This is a genomic window from Labilithrix sp., from assembly GCA_019637155.1.
Classification (GTDB): domain Bacteria; phylum Myxococcota_A; class Polyangia; order Polyangiales; family Polyangiaceae; genus Labilithrix.
This window is the reverse complement of record JAHBWE010000002.1, coordinates 288,126-312,407: the sequence shown is the minus strand read 5'-3', so window position 1 is coordinate 312,407 and position 24,282 is coordinate 288,126. Positions and strand designations below refer to the sequence as shown.

The 24,282-nt window shown below is 71.2% G+C and carries 18 protein-coding genes; 11 read left to right on the top strand and 7 right to left on the bottom strand.

The window, feature by feature from the left end; all coding sequences use genetic code 11:
• Positions 1-150 precede the first annotated feature (150 nt).
• From KF837_05195 to KF837_05180, 4 genes are all read left to right on the top strand, one after another.
• Positions 151-1,083, top strand: coding sequence for a hypothetical protein (locus KF837_05195; protein MBX3226684.1), 933 nt, complete (start codon positions 151-153; stop codon positions 1,081-1,083).
• A 176-nt stretch (positions 1,084-1,259) separates the two neighbouring features.
• Positions 1,260-2,849, top strand: coding sequence for a restriction endonuclease (locus KF837_05190; GenBank protein MBX3226683.1), 1,590 nt, complete (start codon positions 1,260-1,262; stop codon positions 2,847-2,849).
• Position 2,850: 1 nt separating this feature from the next.
• Entirely contained in the window at positions 2,851-3,936 is a 1,086-nt protein-coding gene (locus KF837_05185; protein MBX3226682.1) for a hypothetical protein, read from the top strand.
• A gap of 1 nt (position 3,937) precedes the next feature.
• Complete coding sequence (locus tag KF837_05180) at positions 3,938-5,344, top strand: hypothetical protein (GenBank protein ID MBX3226681.1); 1,407 nt, start codon at positions 3,938-3,940, stop codon at positions 5,342-5,344.
• A 47-nt stretch (positions 5,345-5,391) separates the two neighbouring features.
• On the opposite strand, the gene KF837_05175 is transcribed toward KF837_05180, so the two are convergent.
• The gene (locus KF837_05175) at positions 5,392-6,027 is read right to left on the bottom strand and encodes a hypothetical protein (GenBank protein MBX3226680.1); all 636 of its coding nucleotides are present in this window, start codon (positions 6,025-6,027) and stop codon (positions 5,392-5,394) included.
• Positions 6,028-6,330: 303 nt separating this feature from the next.
• Here KF837_05175 and KF837_05170 point away from each other — a divergent pair, with 303 nt between their 5' ends.
• Positions 6,331-7,560, top strand: a complete 1,230-nt coding sequence (locus KF837_05170) for a PcfJ domain-containing protein (GenBank protein MBX3226679.1) — start codon at positions 6,331-6,333, stop codon at positions 7,558-7,560.
• Here the strand turns inward: KF837_05170 and KF837_05165 are convergent.
• Positions 7,557-8,654, bottom strand: a complete 1,098-nt coding sequence (locus tag KF837_05165; protein ID MBX3226678.1) for a M20/M25/M40 family metallo-hydrolase — start codon at positions 8,652-8,654, stop codon at positions 7,557-7,559. The genes KF837_05170 and KF837_05165 overlap by 4 nt on opposite strands.
• Before the next feature lie 119 nt (positions 8,655-8,773).
• Here KF837_05165 and KF837_05160 point away from each other — a divergent pair, with 119 nt between their 5' ends.
• Positions 8,774-9,967 carry a hypothetical protein gene (locus KF837_05160; GenBank protein MBX3226677.1) on the top strand — a complete coding sequence of 398 codons (1,194 nt, stop codon included), beginning with the start codon at positions 8,774-8,776 and terminating at the stop codon, positions 9,965-9,967.
• On the opposite strand, the gene KF837_05155 is transcribed toward KF837_05160, so the two are convergent.
• The gene (locus KF837_05155) at positions 9,961-10,923 is read right to left on the bottom strand and encodes a hypothetical protein (GenBank protein ID MBX3226676.1); all 963 of its coding nucleotides are present in this window, start codon (positions 10,921-10,923) and stop codon (positions 9,961-9,963) included. The genes KF837_05160 and KF837_05155 overlap by 7 nt on opposite strands.
• A gap of 229 nt (positions 10,924-11,152) precedes the next feature.
• Here KF837_05155 and KF837_05150 point away from each other — a divergent pair, with 229 nt between their 5' ends.
• Entirely contained in the window at positions 11,153-11,707 is a 555-nt protein-coding gene (locus tag KF837_05150; GenBank protein MBX3226675.1) for a Uma2 family endonuclease, read from the top strand.
• Positions 11,708-11,717: 10 nt separating this feature from the next.
• Here KF837_05150 and KF837_05145 read toward each other — a convergent pair whose 3' ends face one another.
• A complete protein-coding gene (locus tag KF837_05145) occupies positions 11,718-14,030 on the bottom strand; it encodes a glutamine--tRNA ligase/YqeY domain fusion protein (protein ID MBX3226674.1) in 2,313 nt (770 codons plus the stop codon).
• Positions 14,031-14,091: 61 nt separating this feature from the next.
• Between KF837_05145 and KF837_05140 the strand changes: the two genes are divergently transcribed.
• A complete protein-coding gene (locus KF837_05140) occupies positions 14,092-14,964 on the top strand; it encodes a LamG domain-containing protein (GenBank protein MBX3226673.1) in 873 nt (290 codons plus the stop codon).
• A 12-nt stretch (positions 14,965-14,976) separates the two neighbouring features.
• On the opposite strand, the gene KF837_05135 is transcribed toward KF837_05140, so the two are convergent.
• Positions 14,977-16,539 (bottom strand): acyl-CoA carboxylase subunit beta, encoded by a 1,563-nt coding sequence (locus KF837_05135; protein ID MBX3226672.1) that lies wholly within the window; start codon positions 16,537-16,539, stop codon positions 14,977-14,979.
• Between the two features lie 75 nt (positions 16,540-16,614).
• On the opposite strand from KF837_05135, the gene KF837_05130 reads away from it, so the two are divergent.
• Complete coding sequence (locus KF837_05130; protein ID MBX3226671.1) at positions 16,615-17,214, top strand: hypothetical protein; 600 nt, start codon at positions 16,615-16,617, stop codon at positions 17,212-17,214.
• A gap of 18 nt (positions 17,215-17,232) precedes the next feature.
• The gene (locus KF837_05125) at positions 17,233-18,177 is read left to right on the top strand and encodes a ferritin-like domain-containing protein (protein MBX3226670.1); all 945 of its coding nucleotides are present in this window, start codon (positions 17,233-17,235) and stop codon (positions 18,175-18,177) included.
• A gap of 166 nt (positions 18,178-18,343) precedes the next feature.
• Here the strand turns inward: KF837_05125 and KF837_05120 are convergent, their stop codons facing one another.
• Together KF837_05120 and KF837_05115 are read right to left on the bottom strand one after the other, a co-directional pair.
• Entirely contained in the window at positions 18,344-20,929 is a 2,586-nt protein-coding gene (locus KF837_05120) for a PHP domain-containing protein (GenBank protein ID MBX3226669.1), read from the bottom strand.
• 39 nt (positions 20,930-20,968) lie between these two features.
• Positions 20,969-23,545 (bottom strand): carboxypeptidase regulatory-like domain-containing protein, encoded by a 2,577-nt coding sequence (locus tag KF837_05115; GenBank protein ID MBX3226668.1) that lies wholly within the window; start codon positions 23,543-23,545, stop codon positions 20,969-20,971.
• A 252-nt stretch (positions 23,546-23,797) separates the two neighbouring features.
• Between KF837_05115 and KF837_05110 the strand changes: the two genes are divergently transcribed.
• A complete protein-coding gene (locus KF837_05110; protein ID MBX3226667.1) occupies positions 23,798-24,277 on the top strand; it encodes a hypothetical protein in 480 nt (159 codons plus the stop codon).
• The last annotated feature ends 5 nt before the right edge of the window (positions 24,278-24,282 follow it).

The window sequence follows — 24,282 nt, the reverse complement described above, 5'->3', positions numbered from 1 at the left end:
GGGCGGATCGCGCAGTGTTCGATCGTCGTTACAGATCGTCACACTCGCGACGACACCGTGCGAGGACGTGAGCCTGTGCATGTCGCGCAGTTGCGTTGATCCACCCTCGTAGCCCGTCACTGGCATTTCCGATGCAGTGACGGGCCTTCGATGAACTGGCTCAGCGCGCGCGTCCTCGTCGGTGTTGCATGTGTGGTGATGGGCGCGTCCGCGTGCTCGGAGCCGCCGGCGCCGAAGGAGCGGCGCTCCTCGACGACGTCGACGCTCGAGAAGCCGAAGCCCTCGATCCGCACCGCCGCCTCGAAGGAGACCGCGAAGAAGTACGGCATCACCGAGTGGCGCATGTTCCGCGGCAAGCAGGACCTCTTCATGACGGGCTACGACGAGGACGGGCAGGCCGTGAAGGGCATCTCGATCGCGTTCAACGAGTCCGACGAGGACGGTGAGGCGCAGCTCGTCACGCGCGTCCACGACGGCTCGAAGTTCACCGCCGCGCGCAGCTTCGCGACGCAGAACCTGACCGCCGATCAGCTCCCCGCCGGCTCGGCCGACTTCCTCCAGCAGATCCTCGGCGACCTCGGCGGCCTCGGGGACATCTTCCAGGGCGGCGGCCTCGAGGCGGCGGGCATCGACCTCCCCGACAACGCCGCCGCGTGCGGCGCCGACCTCACGGCGATCCTCGATCAGGCGATCCAGTGCACGCAGGACGCGGGGCAGGCGAAGGCCGCGCAGGCCGCGTGCATCGCGGCGGCGAAGGTCGCGGCGCAGTCGGCGGCGGACTGCGCGAACGTCGGCGAGGTCGACACGACCGGCGCCGAGCTCGGCGGCATCGATCTCTCGCAGCTCGGCGACCTCGGCGGCATCGACCTCTCGCAGCTCGGCGGCGCGGGCGGCGGCATCGACATCGGCCAGATCCTCGGCCAGCTCGGCGGCGCGGCGGGCGGCGACGGCGGCAACCCGTTCGAAGGCCTCGGCGGCCTCGACCTCCAGAACCCCTTCGGCGGCGGCCTCGGCGAGCTCTTCGGCAACGCCCAGAACGGCGACGTGTCGTTCGAGAATTTCGGCGGCCTCTTCGGATTCTGAGGCGTTCTGAGGCCCATTGCCCGCAGTTTTCGGCTTTGACGGCCGGTGTGCCGCGATGTATTCGTAGGGTCGCGAGCAAAAGGTGGCCGACTGAGAGAGCTCAGTAGGCGCCGCCGCTCGCCCAAGCGCGAGGGACCGAAGGGGGCCTCGCGGCACACCAGCGAAAGACGAAAGACATGACGTTTACGGAAGCCGCAGCCGAGGTGCTGCGCATCGCCGGCAAGCCTCTCCACTACAAGGAGATCACCGAGCTCGCCATCGAGAAGAACCTCCTCTCCCACGTGGGCAAGAGCCCCGAGGTCACGATGGGCGCCCGCCTCGCCGCGCTCCTCAAGAAGGAGGACAAGGAGAACCCGATCGTTCGCGTGAAGCCGGGCGTCTTCGCCCTCCGCGAGTGGGACGGGAAGAAGGGGAAGAAGAAGGTCGAGGCGGCCGAGGCCGAGGCCGAGGAGGCCGCCGACGTCGAGGTGAACGCGCTCGAGCTCGAGGCCCGCACGATGGGCGAGCCGGACGACGAGGACGACGAGCCGATCGAGGTCTCCGGCGAAGACGCGCTCCGCGCCGATCTCGCGGCGAGCGCGGCGGAGATGTTCGACGACGAAGACGACGACGATCAGCCGATCTTCTCCTCGTCCCCGAACAGCGAGGAGCCGCGCACGCAGGGCGGCGCCGACGCGCGCGGCGCCGCGGGCGACGACGGCAACCGCCGACGCCGACGCCGCCGACGCCGACGCGGCGGACGCGACAACGTCGAGGACCGCGCGTCCTCGCCGCGCCTCGAGGGAGATCGCAACGGCAGCAACGGAGAGCGGATCCAGCCGACCGCGATCCTCTCGGTCGAGGGTGACTCGTCGATCGACACGTCGCGCGATCCGCTCGCGCCCGCGCCGCGCCCGATGATCCGCGACCGCCAGCAGATCATGGCCGGCGGCGCGCCGACGGGGATCGACATCCCGCCGGGCGAGCAGGACGAGCTGTCCGGCCGCGAGCTCGCGGACGCGACGGTGATGATCCTCTCGGGCTTCGATCGCGCGCAGGGTCCGGTCCAGGTCCGCAGCGTCGTCGACGCGCTGATCCGTCGCGGTCGCCTCGGCGGCGACTCGATGCTCGCCGCCGCGCAGCTGACCGCCTCGCTCCGCGCCGACAACCTTCGCCGCAGCGCGAACGGGCAGCGCCCGCGCTTCCGCTTCGGCCAGGGACCGCGCGTCGCGCTCACCGACTGGACGCTGTCGACCGACCTCGTCCGCCTCGAGGCGGAGGCGATCGGCGCGATCGAGCGCTACCGCGAGGCCTCGCGTCGCATGATGCTCCGCAAGCTCCAGGAGCTCCCGGGTCACGCGCTCATCGAGCTCGTGCTCCTCGGGCTCGAGCGCGTCGGCATGACGAACCTCCGCACCGTGCGCCGCGCCGGCGCGCCCGGCGGCGAGGCCCACTTCGCCGCGACGCACAAGACGGGCACCGACGAGATCAAGACCGCCATCGTCGTCCGTAAGGACGGGCGCGAGGTCGGCCGCGAGCGCGTGAGCGATCTCCGCGGCGCGCTCCACCACTACGGCCCCGCGTCCGCGGGCTGGCTCATCACCACCGGCCAGGTGCTCTCCGGCGCGCGCGAGGAGTCGGGCGCGCCGGCCGCGCCGATCGCGCTCTTCGACGGCGTCGCGCTCTGCCGCCTGCTCGAGGAGAACGACGTCGGCGTCCTCCGCACGCGCCTCACCACCGCCATCCCGGACCTCGAGCTCTACGAGACGCTCCGCGGCGGCGGCTGACATGAAGCGCCGGCTCTTCGTCATCATCGCGATCGCGCTCGCCACCACCGCGAGTGACGGCGCGTTCGCCGAAGAGCCGGCCACCCCCGCCGCGCCGGCGGTGAAGCTCGAGGTCACCCCGACCGCGAGCGGACCGTGGACGATGAAGATCACGAACGGCGGCGAGGGCCCGGTGCGGCTCGCCGCCGATCCGCGCCTCCTCTCGTTCGAGCTCGTGCCTCCCGGCGGCGGCGCGATCGAGCTCGACAAGCCGAAGAAGGGCGCGCCGGCAGGTCCGATCCGCTGCGCGTTGCCCGACGAGTCGCGGCCTTCGACCGACGAAGGGCGCGAGCTCGTCGTCCCCGGCAAGCGATCGTGGTCCGCGACGTTCGATCCGTTCTTCTATTGCTTCGGCGCGCGCGAACGCGCCGCGCTCGTGAAGGACGCGCAGGTGAAGGCGCGCTTCGGCTGGAGGCCCGTCGCGACGAAGGGCAAGACGGCGGCCGCGCCTTCCCCGCCCTTCGCGCTCTCGCCGGTCGGCGCCTCCGTCGGCAAGATCGACCCGGTGAAGGAGCTCGAGGCCGATCCGGTGACGCTGCCGGACACGATCTCGATCGCGCCGAAGCCGGCCGGCTCCGAGCCCGCGACGCCGCCGCCGAGCGTGTACCTCACCGTGCCCGAGACGATGGACGCGGCGAAGGGCGACGACCTCACGACGACGGTCTCGCTCGTGAACGAGACCGATCGTCCCATCGCGCTGCTCTTCCGCCCGGACATGGTCACCTTCGCGGTGAGCGGCCCCGGCGGCAGCGTCGCGTGCGGCGCGCCGCGGACGATCGGCTCGCCGATCAGGGAGCTGTTCGTCACCGTCGGCGTCAAAGGGAAGACGTCGCTGAGCATCCTCTTCACCGCGACGTGCCCCTCCGGCACCTTCGACCTGCCCGGCCTCTACCGCATCACGCCGAAGCTCGACACGACGAACGCCTCGGGTCGCTCGATCAACATAAAGAGCTGGGACGACGTCGCGACCGCGAAGGCGCCGCTCCTCCTCCGCGTGCGCCAGCCGAAGCGCCCCACCCTCACCGGCCCGCGCCCCGCGCTCGACTGACGTGTCGCCGCCGGCCACGCTGCCGTTCGTCGCCACGGCCGAGGACGAGGTCGAGCTCACGGTCGTCGATCTCGGCGTCGCGCGCGCGCTCTGGGAGGGCGTGCCGGTCGGACGCCTCCTCGCCCGCGTCCGCCTCGAGCGCGACGAGCGCGACCTCGTCGAGGAGGTCGACCGCGCGCACGCGACCGCGAGCGGCGCGGAGCTCGACGCGTCGTGGGACGTGCTCCTCGCGCGCCTCCTCGCCGCCGCGCCGCCCGCGCTCGATCGCGTCAAGCGCGCCGTCGCCCGCCACGCGCGCGCGGCGTCCGACGAGGGCCCGCTCGTCGCGGGCGACGCCGCCGTCGCGGCGCTCGTGCGCGTGCTCCTCGCGGGCGCGGACGCGGACGCCTCCGCGGCGGAGGGCGCGGCGGAGGCAGAGGCGCAGGCGCAGGCGCACCGAGCGCTCATCGTCGACGACGCGGTCTCGATCGCGTGCGCCCGCTTCGACGATCGCCTCGCGCGCGCGAACGGCGTGCGTCCCGCCGCGTTCGAGGCGTGCCTCGAGCTCGCGAAGCGCGTGTCGGCGCCGGCGTGGCCGCTCGACGCGCTCGTGAAGACGGCGCGCGCGCTCGATCCCGACGCCGCCGTCGTCGCGTCCGCCGCGACGTTCTACCCGTGGAGCGACGACGGCGAGATCGCGCCCGCCGATCGCCGCGCGGTGCTCCTCGATCGCGCGCCGTTCGAGCGCGCCTTCCAGCAGGGCGAGCGCGCCGTCGCGCGCGCGGCGGCGACGCTGCCGGGGCTGCCGCTCGCGAAGATCGTCGCCGAGAATGTGGCGCCGCTCGCGACGCACGGCGCGCTCCTGCTCGTCGCGACGCGCGAGCCGCGCTCGAACCGCGCCGCGCCGTCGCTCCCGCCGGCGTCGTGGCAGCCGATGGATCCGGACGCGGCCTCGAACGCGAAGGCGCTCGCGGCCGCGCTGGAGCGGGGCGCGATCACGGGCCCGCGCGCGCGCACGCTCCTCCTCCACGGCGGCGACGCGGCGCTCGACGCGATCGGCAAGGAGATGCTCGACGTGTCGTCGCATCCCTTCGCGAGCGCGGTCTTCGCGGAGGTCCTCGCGCCGCTGGCGCGCGAGCGCGACGTCGTCCGCCTCGTGAGCTACTTCGCGATCGCGCCCGATCCGAGCGCCGCCGCGCACGCGCTCGATCTCTGCGCCGCGCGCGACGTGGTGAGCACGGTCCTCCGCACGTGGCTCGAGACGATGCTCCCCTCCGACGGCGCCGTCGCCGAGCAGGGCGACGATCCCGACACGTCGACCGGCGCCCGCGTCGCCTCCTGCATCGCCGCCCTCCGCCCCTACCCCGCGCTCTACCAGGCGGTCCGGCCGCTCTTGAAACGTGTCACCGAAGCCCCGCCGATGGCGTAGCTACCGCGCGCTCGAGGACCGCGATCTCACCGTCCTCGTCGCGGTCCTTACGTGCAGGTTAGAGCTTGGTGAAGTCGCAGCCGAAAAAGTCCCCCCCGATGAGCGGTCCAATCGGCGGGATTGGTGGGCCATACAAGGAGGACCTTCGTCGTGGTGCCCGTCGATCGGATCACATGAAACAGGTGCCCGTCTTGGATGGCCTGCGTCGAAGCGTTGTTCACGGTGAGCGCGCCCCAGTTCACCTTGACACTGCAGTCCGCCAGGTAGTTGGTGTTGGCTACTGTGACCAGCTCGATCTCGACGAAGGAAGGCGCCCCCATACCGTGCACGCCGAACATCGCCCATCGGCCACTCGATCCAGTTGGCTCGAACGAGAAGAGACCGGAGTATAGGATCTTGGCGTTGCCGCTGTTCGGTGCCTTCGGGGTGACGCGGAACTCGAACTGGGCAGGCAGCGAGGTCGCGTTCGCAGCGGCCGGCAACGCCCTCGCTCGCTGAAGGCGCGCGGCCGGAGTCAGCGCAGCAGGAGGAGCGATCGACAGCAGCCTTGCCGCGCCGACGGCGCTGGCGGGCTGGACTTGGGCCGATTCCGGAGGGAGCTGCATTGGCTTGAACGGTTGAGCGAAGACGGAGCCAGCAACGACGACCAGCGCGCCCGCGACGGGCAGAGAGACCTTGCGCATTTCGACACCTCTTTATCCGGCGATGATTAGAGCACGAGTGGATGGTGTTCGCGCCCGAGAGGGGCGCGTTCACGTCCACGGGAACACGTGTTACTCGGTCACAGTGAGCGTCGACGCTGTCGTCGACGTCGCGTTCCTGGACGTCGAGGTGGACCGCGGAGGCGACGAGCGGCCTTGCGCGTGTCGTCCTCGATGCGCAGTCTTCTCGCCCATGCGTTTCGTCATCGTCGCCGGTTCGTAGCCCGCCGCGGGCTGCCGTCCTTCGACCACGAACGGCGCGCCGTCGCGCGCTCGGAGCGCATCATGAAGAGTCTTCGTCACCTTCGGGAGGCCCGGAAGCGGGTCCTCGACGCCGCGGTCCGCGCGGCGCTGCGGCGGGCGACGCGGGTGGGTCCGCGCGTCGTCGCTGCATTTCAGCATCTGCTCGCGACCGTCCAGGAGCGTACGACCATCCTCTCGCCGCGCAGCGTGGCGACGGATCGATCGCGCGCGCTCGTCGACGCGCTCCTCGCGATGGCCGTCCATCGCTGGGACTGGCGACGACCCGTCGGCGCGTGGACGCCGCCGGAGACGCGCTCCGACGCGCGGGTCCTCGCGTCGCTCGCGGAGCACCTCTTCGCGTCGTTTCCGGTCCCGCGGTTCATGACGGCGGCGTGGCTCGGCGGGCATCGCGCGCGCCGGGAGCAGCGCTGGTACATCCGCCTCGGCGCGGGGGAGAGCGTGCGCGCGATCGACTTCCCGCTGCGCCCGAGCCGCCGCATGGCGCACGCTCTTCGCGGTGCGCCCGACGATCTGTCGATCATGGCCGCGCTCCGCTGGGCGCAGGTGCGCGGCCTGAACGGCTCGCCCGAGCTCGCGCGCGCGGTCGCGATGACGCGCCTCGGTCGCGAGAGCGGCGACGAGGGCTTCATCGCCCACGTCGTCGCGTTCCTCGTCGCGCAAGGAGACCTCGATCGCGTGCTCGTCGACCGGCTCGTGGAGTTCTTCCACGAACGGAGGAGCGCCCGGACGTCGACGTCGCTCGCCGGGACATGGCCGCCGAACACGGATCCGCGCGCCGACGTCGCGCTGTGCGGGCTGGGCTCGAAGACGCGCGACCGCATCCTCCGCGGGTGGGGCGGCCGCGCGGTCGCGCCGCGCCCGCGGTCGAGCGGGCTCTCGTGGAAGCCCGCGCCGTTCGGCGGCCTCGTGTGGCTCCGCGCCGACGGGACGGACGCCCGGCTTCGCGCGTGGCGTATCCGAGAGCTCCGCACGAGCGACGAGCTCCGCGAGGAGGGCCTCGCGATGCGTCACTGCGTGGCGACGTACGCTCCGAAGTGCGCGTTCGGAGGCAGCTCGATCTGGTCGATGACGGTGGAGGAGCACGGCGAGCGCCTCCGCGCCGTCACGATCGAGGTGAACCGCGACCGCCGCGAGATCTGCCAGGTGAAGGGCCCCGCGAACAAGCCGCCGAAGAAGCGCGCCCTCGAGGTCCTCCGCCGCTGGGTCGAAGAGCAAGGCCTGACCTTGAGTCGCTCGCTCGCGCGCGGCTAACGCGCGAAGACGCGCTGGAACATCTCCTTCGCGCGATGGAGCTCGTCGAGCGGGACCCACTCGTCGGGGCCGTGGGCCTGCGCGATGTCGCCGGGGCCGATCACGACGGCGTCGACGCCGGCCTGCGCGAGGAGGGCGGCCTCGGTCCAGAAGCCGAGGTCGATCGGCGCCTTCGCCGCGTCGCCGACGAGCTCGACGAACGACGCAGGGTCGCGCGTCGCGAAGGGGACGTTCTCGCGCAGGAACGTGAACGTGGCCTCCGGCACGAGCTGCTCTTGGAGCGCGCGGAGCTCCGCGCCGATCGCGGCGGAGTCGACGCCCGGCGGCACGCGGATCGACGCGAGGAGGCGGCCTTGCGGCGGGATCACGTTGAAGGCGACGCCGCCGTCGAGCTTCGCGACGTTCATGCACATGCCGGGGAAGCCCTCCGGGCCCTTTCCTTTGTGCTGCGCGGCCCAGTCGTCGAACGCCGTCGCGAGGCGCGCGAGGCGCGCGAGCGGCGCGTAGGTCGTGTCCGCGCGCGACGAGTGGCCGCCCGGTCCCTCCACCGTGACCTCGAACGCGTGGAAGCCGCGGTGCCGCGTGCCGACGCGGAGGTTCGTCGGCTCGCACACGATCGCGCGCTCGAGCCCTTCGCGATGCGGGCTCTTCACGAACCAACGCATCACGACGCTGCTGAACTCCTCGTCGCCGGAGAAGAGCACGCCCACGTCCTTCGGCTTCGACTGCGTCTCGGCGAGGGCGGCGAGGATCGCCGCCGCCGCGCCCTTCGTGTCGCACGCGCCGAGCGCGTAGAGCTTGCCGTCGGCGACGCGCGGCGTGAACGGGTCGGCGCTCCACTCGCTGTTCGGGGGCACGGTGTCGAGGTGCGCGTTGACGAGGACCTTCGGCGCTCCATAACGCGCGTAGACCCACGACGCGGTCTTCCCGTTCGGACGGGGGACGTCGCCCACCGTCACCTCGTCGGGTCCTCGGTCGGGTCCGAGCCCGCGGAACAGCTCCGCGAGGTGCTCCGCGATCGGACGCTCCTCGCCGCCGACCACGTCCGAGCGGTAGGCCACGAGCTTCGAGAGGATCGCGACGGGGTCCGACATACCCTCGAATTTGCCCGTAATTCCGGCCGCGGTGTGGCTTTTCCACGGGTAGGCAAGAATCGCACATTAGGACACCTTTGAGACGCGTCGTTCAGGGAAGGTGGGCCAGGATGCAGCCGATGAAACGGCTCCGTCTCCTTGCGGGCGCTCTCCTTGCCGGCGCGGGGGCTGTGCTCGCGGGCTGCGCGACGACGGCAGGGGACGAGAGCGCGAGCCCGGCGGCGGTGAACGTGGACGACGACGGCCTCGTGACGCTGCCGAGCGAAGCGGCGGCGACGGTGAAGGCGACGGCGGGCCTCGACGCGACGCGCGGCCGGCCGATCTACGAGCCGGACGGCGACGCGCCGGCGTACTTCGAGATCGCGACCGCGAGCGGGTGGGCGGTCGTCACGGCGAGCGGCCCCGCGCGCGTGGTCGAGTACGGCACGACGGGTCGCAGCCCGAGCGCGCGGCTCGAGCTCGGAGTGCGGTCGGCGATGACGCGCGTGTACCGCCTCGACGCCGCGGTGTACGTCGCGGCCGACGGGCTCGGCAACGCGCTCGGCCGCTCGACGCGCTCGCTCCTCCGCATCGATCGCTCCGGTGAGGAGGCGACGTTCGTGCCGGTGTCGACGGAGGAGGCGATGCGCACGTGGCGCGCCGCGCGCACGGAGCTCCTCGAGGCGCACGTGAAGAACGCGAAGAGCCTCCGCACGCAAGACTCGCCGCTCTTCGGAGGCACGGCGCCGGAGAGGACCTGCATGGTGAAGGGCGAGGTCCCTTCGTACGATCAGCTCTCGCCCGGCGAGGGGCCGAACACGACCGCGTGCATGAGCGGCTGCGGGCCGACCGCGTGGGCGACGCTCTTCGGCTGGGGCAGCCGTCGCGCGGCGGCCGATCCGGCGAACGACGGCGCGTTCGCGGGTCTCCTCCCGAACGCGCCGCTCGCGATGAACGCGGACGTCTCGAACCTGATGATGCAGATCAACCGCGTCGTGCGGACGTCGTGCATCGAGGGCCAGGGCATGACGACGCCGTGGGCGATGGGCGACGTCGGCGGCTTCATCACCGCGCGCGCGCCGGGCGTGACGTTCGATGCACGTTACAACTTCCTGATGATCGCCGACAACGGCGTGCGCGACGCGATGCTCGACGCGCTCTGCGACGGCCGCCCCGCGATCGTCGGCACGGGCTCGCTCTTCGGCGGCGACGGCCACTACCCGATCGCGAAGGGCTACTCGAACGGCCGCTTCGAGCTGGAGATGGGCTGGGGCGGCGACGGCAACGGCTGGTACGACGCCAACACCTGGTACTCGGCCGCGCTCCGTCACTGAACCTGCGGCCGGAAGGGCCCGGCCTGGAGCGCGACGATCTGGCGATCGATCCACTTCGTCACCTCGGGGTGCGGGATGAGCCCCTTCCCGTCGGCGACGTAGTCGAGGTCCTTCAGCACCTCCTTGTACGGACCGAACCCCTGCACGCGGAACGGGATCACGATCGCCTTCCCGCCTTCGTTCTTGGCGCGCTCGACATAGGCGCGGATGCGCTGCTCCGCGGGCGCGCGCTTGTCGGGCCAGTCCTCGCGCAGCGTCTCGACCTGCACGCGGCGGAAGGGCGCCCGCTTCTTGATCGTGTCGGCGCGCGAGCCGAGCTTCGTGAGCCACCGCTCGTTCTCGCCGTCGTCCTCGGGCCCGTGGGCGAGGATGAGCACGTCCTCCTTCGCGGGCTCCTTGCTCAGCGCGGCGGCGCGATCGGCGAGGACGACCCCCATCTCGGGGACATCGGAGAGCCCCTCCGTCGTGAACGCATACGACGCGACGCTCGGCACGCGAAAGAACGCCATCGAGTGCCCGCCGTGCCCGCCACCGTGATGCGCAGCATGCGGGTCCGACGCGCCGCCGTCGGCCGGCGCGCCGGGCTTCGTGCCGAAGATCTGCTCCGTCCGCTCGAACCAGCTCTCGCCGCTGACGAAGAGCCGCACGACGGCGACGCGCTTCGCGCCGCGCGCCTCGATCTTCTGCGCGGCGTCTTTCATCGTCGTCGCGTCGGCCATCCCGAACGCGATCTCGATCGGATACTTCGCCCGCAGCGGCTCGACGCTGTCGATGACCCCTTGGTTCCACTCCGGCGACCCACCGTGCGCCATGACGATCACGCCGAACCCCGACCCCGCCGCGGCGGTCGCCGACGTCGCAGGCGCCGCCGACGTCTCCGGCGCGCTCGCCGACGCCCCACCGCACCCAACGACGACCCCCACCACCGACACGATCCCGAGCTTCAACCAGCGCATGACCTCACCTCTACTGCACCTGAGCGCCCGCACCACACGCCACGACCACTACGACTCCGTGACGCACCCACGCCGCTCGCAACTGCCGGCACCATATTGCAAGTGAAAGTCATTTTCAATTCAGGAAGGGTAGGCGCTCCCAGCAGACGTGACCGGCCTCGGGAAACGCCCGCGTGCGGGCGAGTGGTATCGTACGACCGTGAGCGCCACGACCTCGCGAGCCGTGCGCATGGGGGCCACTGAATACCTCGCGTGGGAGCGAGCGCAGCTGGGCAAGCATCAGCTCCTTCGCGGAGAGGTCTTCGCGATGGCCGGCGGGAGCCCCCGTCACAACCGGTTGAGCGCGAACGTGCTGGCCGCGCTTCGTGAGGCGCTCCGCGGAGGTCCGCGCGGACCATTTTCGTCGGATCAAAAGGTCCACGTCCCCGCGACGGGGGACTTCGTCTACCCCGACGGTACGGTGGTCTGCGGGCCGGTCGTGCTCCACCCCGGGACGACGGACGTAATCGAGAACCCGCGCGTCGTGGTCGAGGTCCTCTCGCAAGGCACGGAGAAGCACGATCGTGGCGACAAATGGGAGGACTACCAGAGCATCGCGTCGCTCACGGACTACGTCCTCGTCTCGCAGCGGAGCGCGCGGCTCGAACACTTCGCGCGGGCGACCAACGGCACGTGGACCTACCGCGTCGTCGGCCAAGGTGCGCGGCTCGAGCTGACCGACGGGACCGTCCTCGTGGTGGACGATCTCTACGAAGGCGCGCTCGACCTCCCGGGAGACGATTGAGCGGAGCGGGTCAGGCGAGGCGCTGTTCGAGGAGCTCCTTCACCAGCTTCGCGTTGGCGCGGCCGCCGCTCTTCTTCATGACCATGCCGACGAGGGCGCCGACGACGTTCGCGTTGCCCGCCTTGTAGCGGCCGACCGCGTCCGCGTTCGCGGCGAGGACCTCGTCGACGACCGGGAGGAGCGCGTCCGCGTTCGCGATCTGCGCGAGGCCCTTCTCCGCGACGACGGCGCGCGGGGTCTTGTCCGGCGTCACGAAGAGGACCGCGAGGACCTCCTTCGTCTGCGCGCTCGAGATGATGCCCTCCTTCAGGAGCGCCGCGAGCTCGAGCGCCGCCGCCGGCCCGAAGGGGACCGCGTCCAGCTTCCTCGCGCGGAGCTCGCCGAGGACGTCGTTGGCCAGCATCGTCGCGATCGGCTTCGCCGCCGCCTTCCCCTCCGCGGTCGCCACGACCGCCAGGAACATCGACGCCAGCGCCGGCTCGCCCGCGATCGCGCGCGCGATGTCCGGCGCGAGACCGTGCGCGTCACGAAGCGCGATCGCCTCCGGTGACAGCTCCGCCACCTTGCTCTCCTTCGGCGCCCGCGGCGCGCCCGCGGCCGGCGCCGCCGCCGCCGGCCGCCCCGAAGGAGCCGACGCCGCCGCGACGACCTTCTGCCACGAGTCCTTCAGCGCCACGGTGCGGTTCAAGGCGACCGGCCCCTGCGCGGTGTCTTCGTCGACGACGAAGAACCCCACCCGCTCCAGCTGATAGTGCTCCCCTGCCCTCGCGGTCGCGAGGGACGGCTCCGCCTTCGCCTTCACGACGGTGAGCGACCTCGGGTTCAGCTGCGTGACGAAGTCGGCGTCGCCGTCGCCCGGGTTCTCCACCGTGAAGAGGCGATCGTAGATGCGCGCGTCGACGTCGACCGCGTGCGAGGCCGAGACCCAGTGGATCGTGCCGTCGACCTTCTCTCCCGCGCGCGCGGTGCCGCCGCGCGTGTCGGGATCGTGCGCGCAGTGAATACGGACGACGTTGCCTGCCGCGTCCTTCTCCACGCTCGTGCACGTCACGATGTAGCCGTGGCGGAGGCGCACCTTCTTGCCGATCGCGAGGCGGTGCCAGCCCTTCGGGGGGTCCTCCGCGAAGTCGTCGCGCTCGACGTAGAGGACGCGTGAGAACGGGAGCGTGCGGCTCCCCGTGCGCGCCGCCCCCGCCGCCGGCTCGGTGCCCGCCGGCCAGTAGCCGGCCTCGAGCTCGTCGGTCGTGTCGCCCGCCCACGTGTCGACGACGAGCTCGACCGGGTTCAGCACCGCCATCACCCGCGGCGAGCGGCGGTCGAGGTCCTCGCGGATCGTGTGCTCGAGGAGCGCGATGTCGACGGTGGAGATGTTCTTCGCGACGCCGATGCGCGCGCAGAAGGTGCGGAGCGCCTCCGGCGTGACGCCGCGACGGCGCAGGCCCGCGATGGTGGGCATGCGCGGATCGTCCCAGCCGCTCACGTGCTTCTGCTCGACGAGCTGGAGGAGCTTGCGCTTGCTCATCACCGTGTACGTGATGTTGAGCCGCGCGAACTCCGTCTGCTTCGGGACGTGCGGGACCTCCGTCGCCTGGATGACCCAGTCGTAGAGCTCGCGCGCGCTCTCGAACTCGAGCGTGCAGAGCGAGTGCGTCACGCCCTCGAAGGAGTCCTCGAGGCAGTGCGCGTAGTCGTAGAGCGGGTAGATGCACCACGCGTCGCCGGTGCGGAAGTGGTGCGCGTGCTTGATGCGGACGAGCGGCGGGTCGCGCATCTTCATGTTGGGGGAGGCCATGTCGATGCGCGCGCGCAGCACGCGCTCGCCGTCCTTGAACTCGCCCTCCTTCATCCGGCGGAAGAGGTCGAGGTTCTCCTCGACGCTGCGCGACGCGAACGGGCTCACCTTGCCGGGCTCGGTGATCGTGCCGCGGTAGCTCTTCGAGAACTCCTCCTCCGAGAGGTCGCACACGTACGCGCGGCCGCGCTCGATGAGGAGCCGGCCGAGCTCGTAGAAGCGCGCGAAGTAATCGGATGCATAGTACATGTGCTCGCCCCAGTCGAAGCCGAGCCACTTCACGTCGCGCTGGATGGCGCGGACGTAGTCCATGTCCTCGGTCGTGGGGTTCGTGTCGTCCATGCGGAGGTGGCAGCGGCCGCCGAACTCCTGCGCGACGCCGAAGTCGATGCAGATCGCCTTCGCGTGGCCGATGTGGAGCCAGCCGTTCGGCTCGGGCGGGAACCGCGTCACGACCTTTCCGCCGTGTTTCCCCGCCGCCACGTCGGCGCGAATCATCTCTCGGATGAAGTCCTTCGCTTCGCCTTCCATAGGTGGGAGAAACTTAGATGAAGGCGCGCCGTTCCGCGAGGAGGTAACCTCCGTCCATCGCATGTCGAGACGGGGTTGGATCGCCGCGCTCCTCGCGCTCGCCCTCGCCTGCGGCGCGTGCTCGCTCGCGACGAGCCTCGACGGACTGAGCGGCGGCGACGCGAACGCGAACGCCGCGCCGGGCGACGACGCCGGCGCGACGGCGACGCCGCCCGCGACCGACGGCGGCGAGCCTCCGCCGGACGCCGGCGACGACCCGCTCGACCCGTACGGTCGCGAGGTGAGCGCCGACGCTCCGTCGTCGTGGTGGCGCTTCGAGGAAGAAGCCGGCGCGAGCACCGTCGCCGACGCGCGCGGCGGCCACGCGGGGACGCCGAGCCAGGAGATGGTCCTCGGCGTCCCCGGCGCGATCGGCAAGGGCGCGCGCTTCGCTCCGTGGGGCGGCCTCGACGTCGGCGACGTCTACGACTTCGCCGGCGCGAGCAGCTTCACGCTGGAGGTCTGGGCGGCGGACGAGCCCAACGGCAAGGACCGCTGGATCTTCTCGAAGCGCGACGAGGACGTCGACCCCTTCCAGGGTTGGATCATGTACGCGCGCGGCTCGGACAGCCACGTCCACTTCGAGTTCTGGGGCCAGGGCGTCGACCTCAGCACGCAGACGAGGGACCGGCTCGCGAGCGGCTTCGTCCACCTCGTGCTGACGGTCGCGGCGGAGCCGAGCGGACGCGCCGTCTCGACGATGTACGTCGACGGCGTGCCGCAAGGCGGCGGCACGATCGATCCGAAGATCGATGCCCCGAACACCGGCGAGCACCTCACGATCGGCGCCTCGTTCACCGGCGTCCTCGACGAGGTCGCGATCTACGAGAGGGCCCTCCCGCGCGAGCGCATCGTCGCTCACTTCGAAGCGGGTCGCGCGTCCGCCGGCCGCTGATGCGCCGCGCGCTCAGACCGGGATGATGCCGCGCTTCTTGTGCGCGCGCTCGACCTTCTTGTGGCGGGAGAGCTCGAGGCCCCACGCGATCGCCTTGCGCGTGTCGCGCGGGTCGATGACCTCGTCGACGAGGGCCCAGCCCGCGACCTTGTAGATGTCGATGTTCTTCCTGATCTGCTCGACGATCGCGGCCTTCGCCTCCGGCGGCGCGTCGCCGTTCGGGAACAGCTTGCGCGCGGCGATGCCGACCATGCCCTCCGCGCCCATCACCGAGATCTCGCCGGTGGGCCACGAGAGCAAGAGGTCCGGCTCGTACGCGCGCCCGCACATCACGTAGTAGCCCGCGCCGTAGGCCTTGCGCACGACGCAGGTGATCTTCGGCACCGTCGCGGCGCTCATCACGTGCAGCATCTTCGCGCCGTGGCGGATGATGCCGGCGTGCTCCACCTTCGAGCCGACCATGAAGCCGGGCACGTCCTGGAGGAACACGAGCGGCACGTTGAACGCGTCGCAGATCTGCATGAAGCGCGCGGCCTTGTCGGCGGAGTCGTTCTCGAGGATGCCGCCGAGCCAGTTCGGCTGGTTCGCGACGATGCCGACGCTCTTGCCGCCGATGCGCGCGAGACAGGTGATGATGCTGCGCGCGAACCGCGGCTTGATGTCGAGGATCTCGCCGTGATCGACGATGGCGCGGATCAGCTTGTACATGTCGTACGGCTTCCGCGCGGAGTCGGGGAGCAGATCGAGGAGCGACTCCTCGCGTCGATCGATCGGGTCCGTCACCGGCAGCTCGGGCGGGAGCTCGTCGCAGGACGACGGCATGAAGGAGAGGTACTTCTTCGTCGCCGCGATCGCGTCGGCGTCGCTCTCGTATTCGCCGTCGCCGACGCCGCTCGTCTCGGAGTGCACCTTCGAGCCGCCGAGCTCCTGCTCGGTGATGTCCTGCCCCGTCACCGCCTTCACGAGCGGCGGTCCCGCGAGCGCGAGGGAGCCGACGTTCTTCACCATCGGCACGAAGTCGGCGAGGCCGGGGATGTACGCCGTGCCGGCCGCGCCGGGGCCGACCATTGCCGCGACCTGCGGGACGACGCCGCTCATGTGGACCTGCTCGCGGAACAGGTGCCCCGAGCCGGCGAAGAGCGAGATCATGTCGGGGTGGTTCGAGCCCGGATCGATGCGCGCGCCGCCCGAGTCGATGAACCACACCATCGGCCAGCGGCCCTTGAGGCTCATCGAGCGGAGGCGCGTGACCTTCTCTTCGCCGGTGTAGCTCACGGTGCCGCCCTTCACCGTGAAGTCGTAGGCGGCGCAGCACACCATGCGCCCGTCGACCTTGCCGAACGCGCAGACGACCGCGTCGGCGGGCGGCTTGTCCTTGCCGTCGGGCCCGGCGGCGAGGCCCATCTGCGTGCCGTGCGCGCCGACCTCGAAGTAGACGCCGTCGTCGAAGAGCGCCGCGACGCGCTCGCGCGCGGTGAGCTTTCCGCGCTCGTGTTGCTTCTTGACCTTCTCCGCCCCGCCCATCTCGCGGATCTGCGCGCGGCGGGCCTCGAGATCGGCGACGAGCTCTCGCATGTTCGGCATGGGATGGCCGAGATATTTCGCACACGAAATATCTCCTGACAAGGGGTCGCTGCTACGCTCTGCCGGATGCGTTGGGGTCGGCGGTTGCTCTTCGGTGGCGCGGCGCTCACGACCGCGTACGCCTGCTCGACGCCGTTCGGCGTGGAGGCGCTCGACGCTCCTCCCGACTCGAGCGAGGTGAACGAGGCGGGAACGACCTCGAGCGAGGACGGCGCATCCGAGGCCCACGAGGACGCGGCGGGCGACGCGACGTCCTCGTTGCCGCCCGGCTGCGTGGACGATCCGGCGGTCACCGACGCCGCGTGCGCGGGGAAGGCGGCGCTGAGCTGCGGGTCGTCCTTCTCGGGGTACACGGGCGGGGCCAACGACCTCGTCGACTGTGTCAACAAGTGCGTGCATCGCTGCGCGAGCGGCTGCCTCGTCATGCCGTTCGGGGAAAACGATATATGCGATGATTGCGCTGGAAAGCCCAACGGCACGTACTGCATCGCGACCTTCCGCGACTACGAGCCGGCGACGAATCAGCAGCTCGTCGTCGAGTGCAAGGGCGGTAGGGGCACCAAGGTCGCCAGCTGCGGAGACGGCGTCAGCGGCATCTGCCAGCAGGAGTGCAAGCGCACGAGCCCTCCGCCCGTGTTCCCGGCTTGCTGCAACGCCGCCCCGTAGGCTGGTACGCTCTGCCCGATGCGCTCGTCGCGGATCCCGCTCCTCGTCCTCGCTCACCTCGGAGTGGGCGGGGCGTTCGCTTCGTGCGCGTCGCAAGGACCGGTCGTCGAGGCGGAGGTGATCCCGATCGGCAGCGTCACGCCGACGAGCACGACGACGGAGGGCCCGTTCATCCTCGGGCACGAGCCCGGCCCGGTCGGGTCCACGCTCGCGCCGATCTCCTCGGCGGCGTCGTCGGCGGCGGCATCGTCGAGGCCGTCGCCATCCGGCATGACGAGCTTCCGGCCGCCGCCGCGCCCGGTCCTCTCGATCGGCCGCCCGCCGCCGCCTTCGCGTCCGCCGCCCACGCCGCGCGGGAACGTGCGCGTGATCAAGGGCCGCCCGCTCGTGGTCGAGGGCGTCACGTACGTCGCCCCGCACGCGGCGCTCGGGGACGACGAGACCGCCGCGCTCGTTCGCGCCGCGCACGACGAGCACGCGAGCATCGCCGCGTTCGCGCGCACCGTCTGCGAGCTGATGGCGCTCGGCGCGCCGCTCGCGCTCGTCCACGAGACGCAAGCCGCGCTCGCGGACGAGATCCGTCACACCGAGATGACGCTCGCGCTCCTCGAGCGGGCCGGTCGTCCGCTCCGCATCGCCGCGCTCGAAGCCGCGACGCTCCCGCTCCGCCGCGACGTCGCCGATTTCTTCCGCGACGTCCTCCGCGGCGGCGCGGTCGGCGAGACGCTCGCCGCCGCCGACGCCGACGAGCGCCGCGAGCACGCGCGCGACCCCGAGCTCGCCGCGTACTACGCGACGATCGCAGACGACGAAGCCCGCCACGCCGCCCTCGCCTACAAGACGCTGCGCTGGCTCCTCGACGCCCACCCCACCCTCGCAGCCACGCTCACAGAGGAACGCGCCCGCCTCAACGCCGACGAGCACCTCCTCACCGCCCCCCTCTTCGACGCCATCGCCCCATAGGACGCCCCCCTTCTGCGGGAGTCCGAGGGCGGCGAGCGCGCCCCCTCTGCGGAGTCCAGGGGCGGCAGCGCGCCCCCCTCTGCGGGGGTCCGGGGGCGGCGTAGCGCGCCCCGCGCGCGAAGCATCCCCCGGCGGGGAGAGCACGAGAGGGGCAGCGCCCCTCTCGTCAGAAAAAAACAGGGTTCGAGACCGCGAAGGCGTTGCGGCCTGGATGCACCGGCGCGAGGTCGCCGTCGCCCTTTGCGTGGAAGACGACCCAGTGTTGCGGCTTGCTCTGCGACGGCGCGACGTCGACCTCGAGCGTGTAACGATGGCCCGGGCCCGGGCCGCCCGTGGTCGGGTCGATCGCGATCGTCTGCGCGGTCGTGCCGTCGACGATGACCTCCAGCGAGGTGGTGTCGACCCAGCTCGGCGAGGCGACGACGACCTTGTACTTCCCCGCCGTGGTCGTGCCGCCGGGGCCGACGCCGTTCGGGCCCTCCACCGTCATGAAGAGGCCGCCGCTGATCGTCGACGCGCCCGCCGCGAGCGCGTCGCGGACGAGGCCGGGGTTGAGCTGGGTGGGATCGTCGTGGCCGAAGCGCATGCACGTGCGCGGGTAGCCGACCGGCCGCGAGCGGAGCGAGTGGCTGTCGCTGCTCCCGACCGCGGGCATCTTCCTGCCGGCGTTGAGGAACGCGAACCAGTCCGCGACGACGCGCTCACGCTCGCGCTCGAAGTCGCTGTCGTTGAAGACCTCGAGCGCGCCGAACACGTCGCTCCAGACCTCCTTGTTCGAGCCGGTGAGCGTCGCGCGATCGAAGCCCGCGACCTCGAAGTAGCCCTGGTTGAGCGCCGCGGAGCGCGGATGGTTGACGATGAAGAGCGGGTCGTCGGGGCGCGCCGCGATCTGCGGGAAGAGCACCGGCGGGTACTCCTTCGTCGAGTCGATCGCGCCGTTGTTCGTCGCTTCGGGATCCACCGAGAGCGGGAAGACGCCGAAGTGGCCCCACTTGAACGTCGTGAGCTCCTCGGCGGAGAGCCCGAACGCCCACTTCGTGAGGCCGAGCTTTTGGATCACCGGCTGGAAGTCGATGACGTACTCGTGCTCGGTCGAGACCGGGATCTCGAGGCCGTCCGCGATCGCGCCGCGCACCTTGAGCTCCACCGGATCGGAGGAGTCGACCGAGTACATCGAGTGGATGTGGAAGTCTCCGCACATGACGCCGGTCGAGTCGACGGAGTGCTTCAGCGCGACGGAGACCTGCGTCGTCTTGCCGGCCTCGGCGGTGACGACCTCGTCGTGGAGCTCGTACTCGTAGCCGCGCGAGACGATGACGCGGTGCTCGCCCGGCGGCACCGGGAGCGTGGCCTCGCCGCTCATCACGTACTCGCGGTAGAGGAGGCCGTCGCCTTCGCTCTCGACGCCGAACGAGCGGTCCGCCTCCGGCACCGCCGCGGCGGGGATGACCTGCACGCGGACCGGGAGCCGCTCCCTCGTGTCGGCGTCGATCGCCGTCACCGCGATCGACGCGCGGCGCGGGAGGACGAGGTCGACGACGCCGGCGCCGGGCGTGAGCGGGCTCGGCGCGGGGACGGGCCAGCCCTTCAACGTGGGGGTGAAGTCGACGGGCTGATCGATCGGGACGTGGAGCGAGAACCCGCCGTCCTGGTCCGTGATCGCGCGCATGACGTAGGCGCCGTTCGAGCGCACGTGCACGAGCGCGCCCGCGAGGCCGGTGCCGCCGGTCTCGCGCACGCTGCCGCGGACGACGCGCCACGCCTTCTCGCCGTACGTCACGCGCTTCGCCTCGAGCACGTCGTCGAGCCCGCGGCCGGCGAGGACGTCGATGTAGTCGACGGTCTTGTGCTCGCACGGCGCGAGCGGGAACGCGGGTGTGTTCAGGACCTCCATCCCCGCGACCGTGAGCGCGGGGGCCATCGGACCGAGCGGCGAGCGGTAGAGCCACGCCGACGACGGGCCGTTGTCCCACGCGACGAACGGCTGCTCGCCGCGGATCGGTCCGAAGCCGCCTCCCTCGTGGAACGTCTGCGAGCGCGAGCCCTGGAACGTCGCGAGGTGGAGCTTGTTCGTGAGGTCGACCGGCGCGTTCGTCGCGTTCGCGACGCTGATGCGGGTCGCGACCTTCATCGCGCCCGGCTCGAGGACGTAGTCGATCGCGACCGGGAAGTCGTATTTGTCGGGGAAGACGTTGCTGAAGAAATCGAGCGACGCGACCGTCTTCAGCGTGCCCTGCGCGCGCACGATCGCGGCCTTGCCGTCGCTGCCGTCGGCGAGGACGGAGACCTTCTCCGGCGCGATCGTCTGGAGGCCGAAGAACATCACCGCCTCGCCGAAGGTGGAGAGGCCCGCCGGGCGCCCGTCGACGCCGATCACGTCGATCGCGAGGATCTCGCCGCCGAACGCGAAGTAGCCGTCGCTCTCGTGCGCGCCGTTCTCTGCTTCGATGTAGACTGCAATCTTGTCGTTCGCGAGCACGAAGTCGCCGAGCCGCGCCTTGTGCCGCGCCTCCACCGACTGGACGACGTCGCTCGCGCGCGTGATCTTGCCCGCGCGGGCCTGGCGCGCGGCGGCGGCGCCGAGCGGATCGGCGTGCCCGTCGCCGCCGTTCGGGAAGCGGAACCGAGGGTCCTCGCAGACGTTCGCGACCGGCGGCGGCGCGGCGGGCACGCCGCCGTCGTCGGAGGAGCATCCGCCGACCGTAGCGACGCCGGCGAGAACGAAGAAGAAGACCGTGCACGCGAGGCGCATGTCTCGCGTATGCGCCTGTTACGACGCGGACGCCAGCTCTCAGAAGTAGATCGGGTTCGACACCGCGAAGGGCTTACGGCCGGGGTGGAGCGGCGCGAGGTCGCCGTCGCCCTTCACGTGGAAGACGACCCAGTGGCGCGGGCGGCTCTCGACCGGCGCGACCGGGATCGAGAGCTCCCAGCGCTTGCCGGGGCCGGAGCCCGCCGCGTTCGGATCGAGCGCGATCGTCTGCGTCGTCTTGCCGTCGACGATGACCTCGACGCTCGAGGGACGGATCCAGCTCGGCGACGAGACCGAGACCTTGTACGCGCCGGCGGTGGAGTCGCCGCCGGGCGTCGTGCCGTCGGGCCCCTCTGCCGCGAGCGTGATGCCGCCGTTGACGACCGCGGCGCCGTTGCGGAGCGCGTCGCGGATCGCGTTCGCGGTGAGCTGTCGCGGATCGTCGTGGCCGAAGCGGAGGCAGGTGCTCGGGTAGCCCACCGGGTTCGTGCTGAGGTGGTGCGAGTCGCTCGCGCCGGTCGCCGCCATCTTGCGGCCCGCGTTCAGCATCCCGAACCAGTCGGCGACGGTGCTCTCGCGGCTCGCCTCGAAGTCGCTGTCGTTGAAGACCTCGAGCGCGTGGAACGCGTCGCTCCAGAGGCCGTCCTGGCCCTTGCCGCGCGCAGGATCGTAGCCGGCCTGATCGAGGTAGCCCATGCTCCCGCGCGGGTGGTTCACGATGAGGAGCGGCTTCGAGGCGAGCTCTTCGACGCTCGGGAGGATGGTGGCCGGCGTCTGGTAGGTCCAGTCGATCGCGCCGTTGTTCGTCTGGTCGGGCTGCGGCACGAGCGGGAAGACGCCGAAGTGACCGTACTTGAACGTCGTGAGCTCCTCCGACGGGACGCCGAAGGCCCACTTCGTCATGCCGAGCTGCTCGATGATCGGCTGGAAATCGATGATGTACTCGTGCTCGCTCGAGACCGGGATCTCGAGGCCGTCCGCGAGCGAGGCCTCGACCTTGCGGAGCACCGGATCGTCGGAGTCGACCGAATACGCCGAGTGGATGTGGAAGTCGGCGCACATCGAGTCGGGCGTCGCGACGGAGTGCCGGAGCTTCGCGGTGACCGTCGCGGTCTTCCCTTCCTCGGCGAGGACTGGCGCGTCGAAGAGCTCGTACTCGAAGCCGCGCGTGACGACGACGCGGTAGCCGCCGGGCGGCACCGGGACGCTGAGCTTCCCGCTGATCGCGTACTCGCGGTAGAGCCGATCGTCGGGCTCGTCGGCCTTGAGCCCGAACGACGCGGGCGCCTTCGCGTACGGCGCGTCGGGGATGATCTGGATGCGGACCGGGAGCGCCTCGTCGGTGTCGGCGTCGGTCGTCGTGACCTCGATCGTCGCGCGCTTCGGCAACGTGAGGTCGACGTCGCTCTCGGTCGCGGCGAGCGGACGCGCGCTCGGGACCGCCCAGCCCTTCGCGGTGGCGGTGAGGTTCACCGCGCCGGTCGGCGGCACGTGGATCGTGTACTTGCCCTCCGCGTCCGCGACCGCGCGCGTGAGGTAGCCGGTGTTGCCGGTCGCGTGGACCATCGCGCCGGCGAGCGGGCCGCCGCCGTTCTCGCGCACGACGCCGTGCACCTCGCGCCACGGCGCCTCTCCGAACGCCGCGCGCTTGGCCTCGAGGAGGCCGTCGATGCCGGGGCCGCCGATCACGAGATCGGCGTACTCGACCGTCTTCTTCTCGCAGGCCTGGAGCGGGATCGTGGGGGCCTGGTAGGCCTCGAGCCCGTTCGTCGCGAGGAACGTCTGGAGCTTTCCGTTGCGCGGCCGCACGAGGAACGACGCGTCGCCCTGCTCCCACGCGATGAAGGGCTTCTGGCCGGTGACCTTCCCGAAGCCGCCGTTCTCGGCGAAGGTCTGCGACCACGAAGACTGGAACACGCCGAGGTGCGAGCGCGTCGTGAAGCTCACCGCCTGGTTGCGCGAGTTCGCGACGCTGTAGCGGAGCGTGACCTTCGACGCTCCCGGCTCGAGGATGTAGTCGACCGCGGCGGCGAAGCCGTACTGGTCGGGGAAGAGCATGAGGAACGCGTCGAGCGAGGGGATGAGCTTCAGGATGCCCGACGCGCGCACGATCGCGGGCCCGCCGTCGCTGCCGTCGGCGAGCACGGTCACCTTGTCCGGCGCGATCGTCTGGAGCCCGAACATGAGGACGGTCTCGCCGTAGTGGGAGAGCCCCTGCGGCCGGCCGTTCGCGCCGATCTTGTCGAGGCTCAGGATCTCGCCGCCGAACGGGAAGTACCCGTCGGAGCGGCCGACGTCTTCGATGTAGACTGCAACTTTGTCGTTCGCGAGGACGAAGTCGCCGGGCCGGACCTTGTGCCGCGCGTCCGCGGCCTGCACGATGTCGCCGGCCTTCACGCGGCCCGCGCGCGCCTGGTGCGCCGCCACCGCGCCGAGCGGATCGGCGTGCCCGTCGTCGTCGCCATGCGAGAACCGGAACGTGTCGGGGCTCACGTCGGCGCACGCCCCGACCTCGGAGGTGGCCTCGCCGGTGTCCTCGTCGGCGCCGGAGCAACCGGTGACGGCGAACGTGCCCGCGAGCGTGGAACCAAGAAGGAGAAGAGCAGCAGTGCGCATTGGCGTTCGTGTCCCCGTGCGAAACAGGGGCTCTTTATATGAGGGACCACATCCCCTCACGCCACCACATGTCATGAAATAGCCCACTGCGTCATCACTTTTGCGGCCCCCACACCGGAAATTTCCGTGGATAGTGGAGACGTGGGCTCCTCGTCGCCGCGCCAGCATCCGCCCGTCTCCCTCGCCGCTGTCGGCATGCCGACGGCCCGGTCGGGTGGCCCTCGCGCCGCTGTCGGCACTTGGACAGCGCTCGTGGCGCTCGCCGTCGCGGGCGCGGCGTGCGGCGACGATGACGCGCCGGCGCCGGTCGCGGACGCGGGGGCCGACGTGACGCCGCCCGCGCCGACGTCGACGACGACCGCGACGGGTGGGTCCGGCGGGCCGCCGTCGCCGGCGCCGATCCCGGTCGACTGCGCGCTCGGGACCACGGTCGAGACCGAGGCGAACGACACGCCCGCGGAGGCGAACAAGGTGAACGGGCTCGCGTTCTGCGGGACCATCTCGCCCGGCGCCGACGTCGACTACGCGACGTTCGAGACGCCGGCCGGGAAGAAGCTCACCGTGTTCCAGGCGGTGATCGAAGGCCAGGTCGACTTCGATCTCCTCGTGAACGACAAGACTCTGAAGGCCACCGACGTGAAGAGCTTCGAGGCCGGGGCCTACGTCGTGAAGGTGTTCACGAAGGACGCGAAGCCCGGCAAGTATCGCTTCCGCATCCAGTTCGAGCCTTGAGCACC

Bases quoted from the DNA above. Each gene is read 5' to 3' on its own strand.
- KF837_05195 (MBX3226684.1), top strand. From the start codon at position 151: ATGAACTGGCTCAGCGCGCGCGTCCTCGTCGGTGTTGCATGTGTGGTG.
- KF837_05190 (MBX3226683.1), top strand. From the start codon at position 1,260: ATGACGTTTACGGAAGCCGCAGCCGAGGTGCTGCGCATCGCCGGCAAG.
- KF837_05185 (MBX3226682.1), top strand. From the start codon at position 2,851: ATGAAGCGCCGGCTCTTCGTCATCATCGCGATCGCGCTCGCCACCACC.
- KF837_05175 (MBX3226680.1), bottom strand. From the start codon at position 6,027: ATGCGCAAGGTCTCTCTGCCCGTCGCGGGCGCGCTGGTCGTCGTTGCT.
- KF837_05170 (MBX3226679.1), top strand. From the start codon at position 6,331: ATGAAGAGTCTTCGTCACCTTCGGGAGGCCCGGAAGCGGGTCCTCGAC.
- KF837_05165 (MBX3226678.1), bottom strand. From the start codon at position 8,654: ATGTCGGACCCCGTCGCGATCCTCTCGAAGCTCGTGGCCTACCGCTCG.
- KF837_05160 (MBX3226677.1), top strand. From the start codon at position 8,774: ATGAAACGGCTCCGTCTCCTTGCGGGCGCTCTCCTTGCCGGCGCGGGG.
- KF837_05155 (MBX3226676.1), bottom strand. From the start codon at position 10,923: ATGCGCTGGTTGAAGCTCGGGATCGTGTCGGTGGTGGGGGTCGTCGTT.
- KF837_05150 (MBX3226675.1), top strand. From the start codon at position 11,153: ATGGGGGCCACTGAATACCTCGCGTGGGAGCGAGCGCAGCTGGGCAAG.
- KF837_05145 (MBX3226674.1), bottom strand. From the start codon at position 14,030: ATGGAAGGCGAAGCGAAGGACTTCATCCGAGAGATGATTCGCGCCGAC.
- KF837_05140 (MBX3226673.1), top strand. From the start codon at position 14,092: ATGTCGAGACGGGGTTGGATCGCCGCGCTCCTCGCGCTCGCCCTCGCC.
- KF837_05135 (MBX3226672.1), bottom strand. From the start codon at position 16,539: ATGCGAGAGCTCGTCGCCGATCTCGAGGCCCGCCGCGCGCAGATCCGC.
- KF837_05130 (MBX3226671.1), top strand. From the start codon at position 16,615: ATGCGTTGGGGTCGGCGGTTGCTCTTCGGTGGCGCGGCGCTCACGACC.
- KF837_05125 (MBX3226670.1), top strand. From the start codon at position 17,233: ATGCGCTCGTCGCGGATCCCGCTCCTCGTCCTCGCTCACCTCGGAGTG.
- KF837_05120 (MBX3226669.1), bottom strand. From the start codon at position 20,929: ATGCGCCTCGCGTGCACGGTCTTCTTCTTCGTTCTCGCCGGCGTCGCT.
- KF837_05115 (MBX3226668.1), bottom strand. From the start codon at position 23,545: ATGCGCACTGCTGCTCTTCTCCTTCTTGGTTCCACGCTCGCGGGCACG.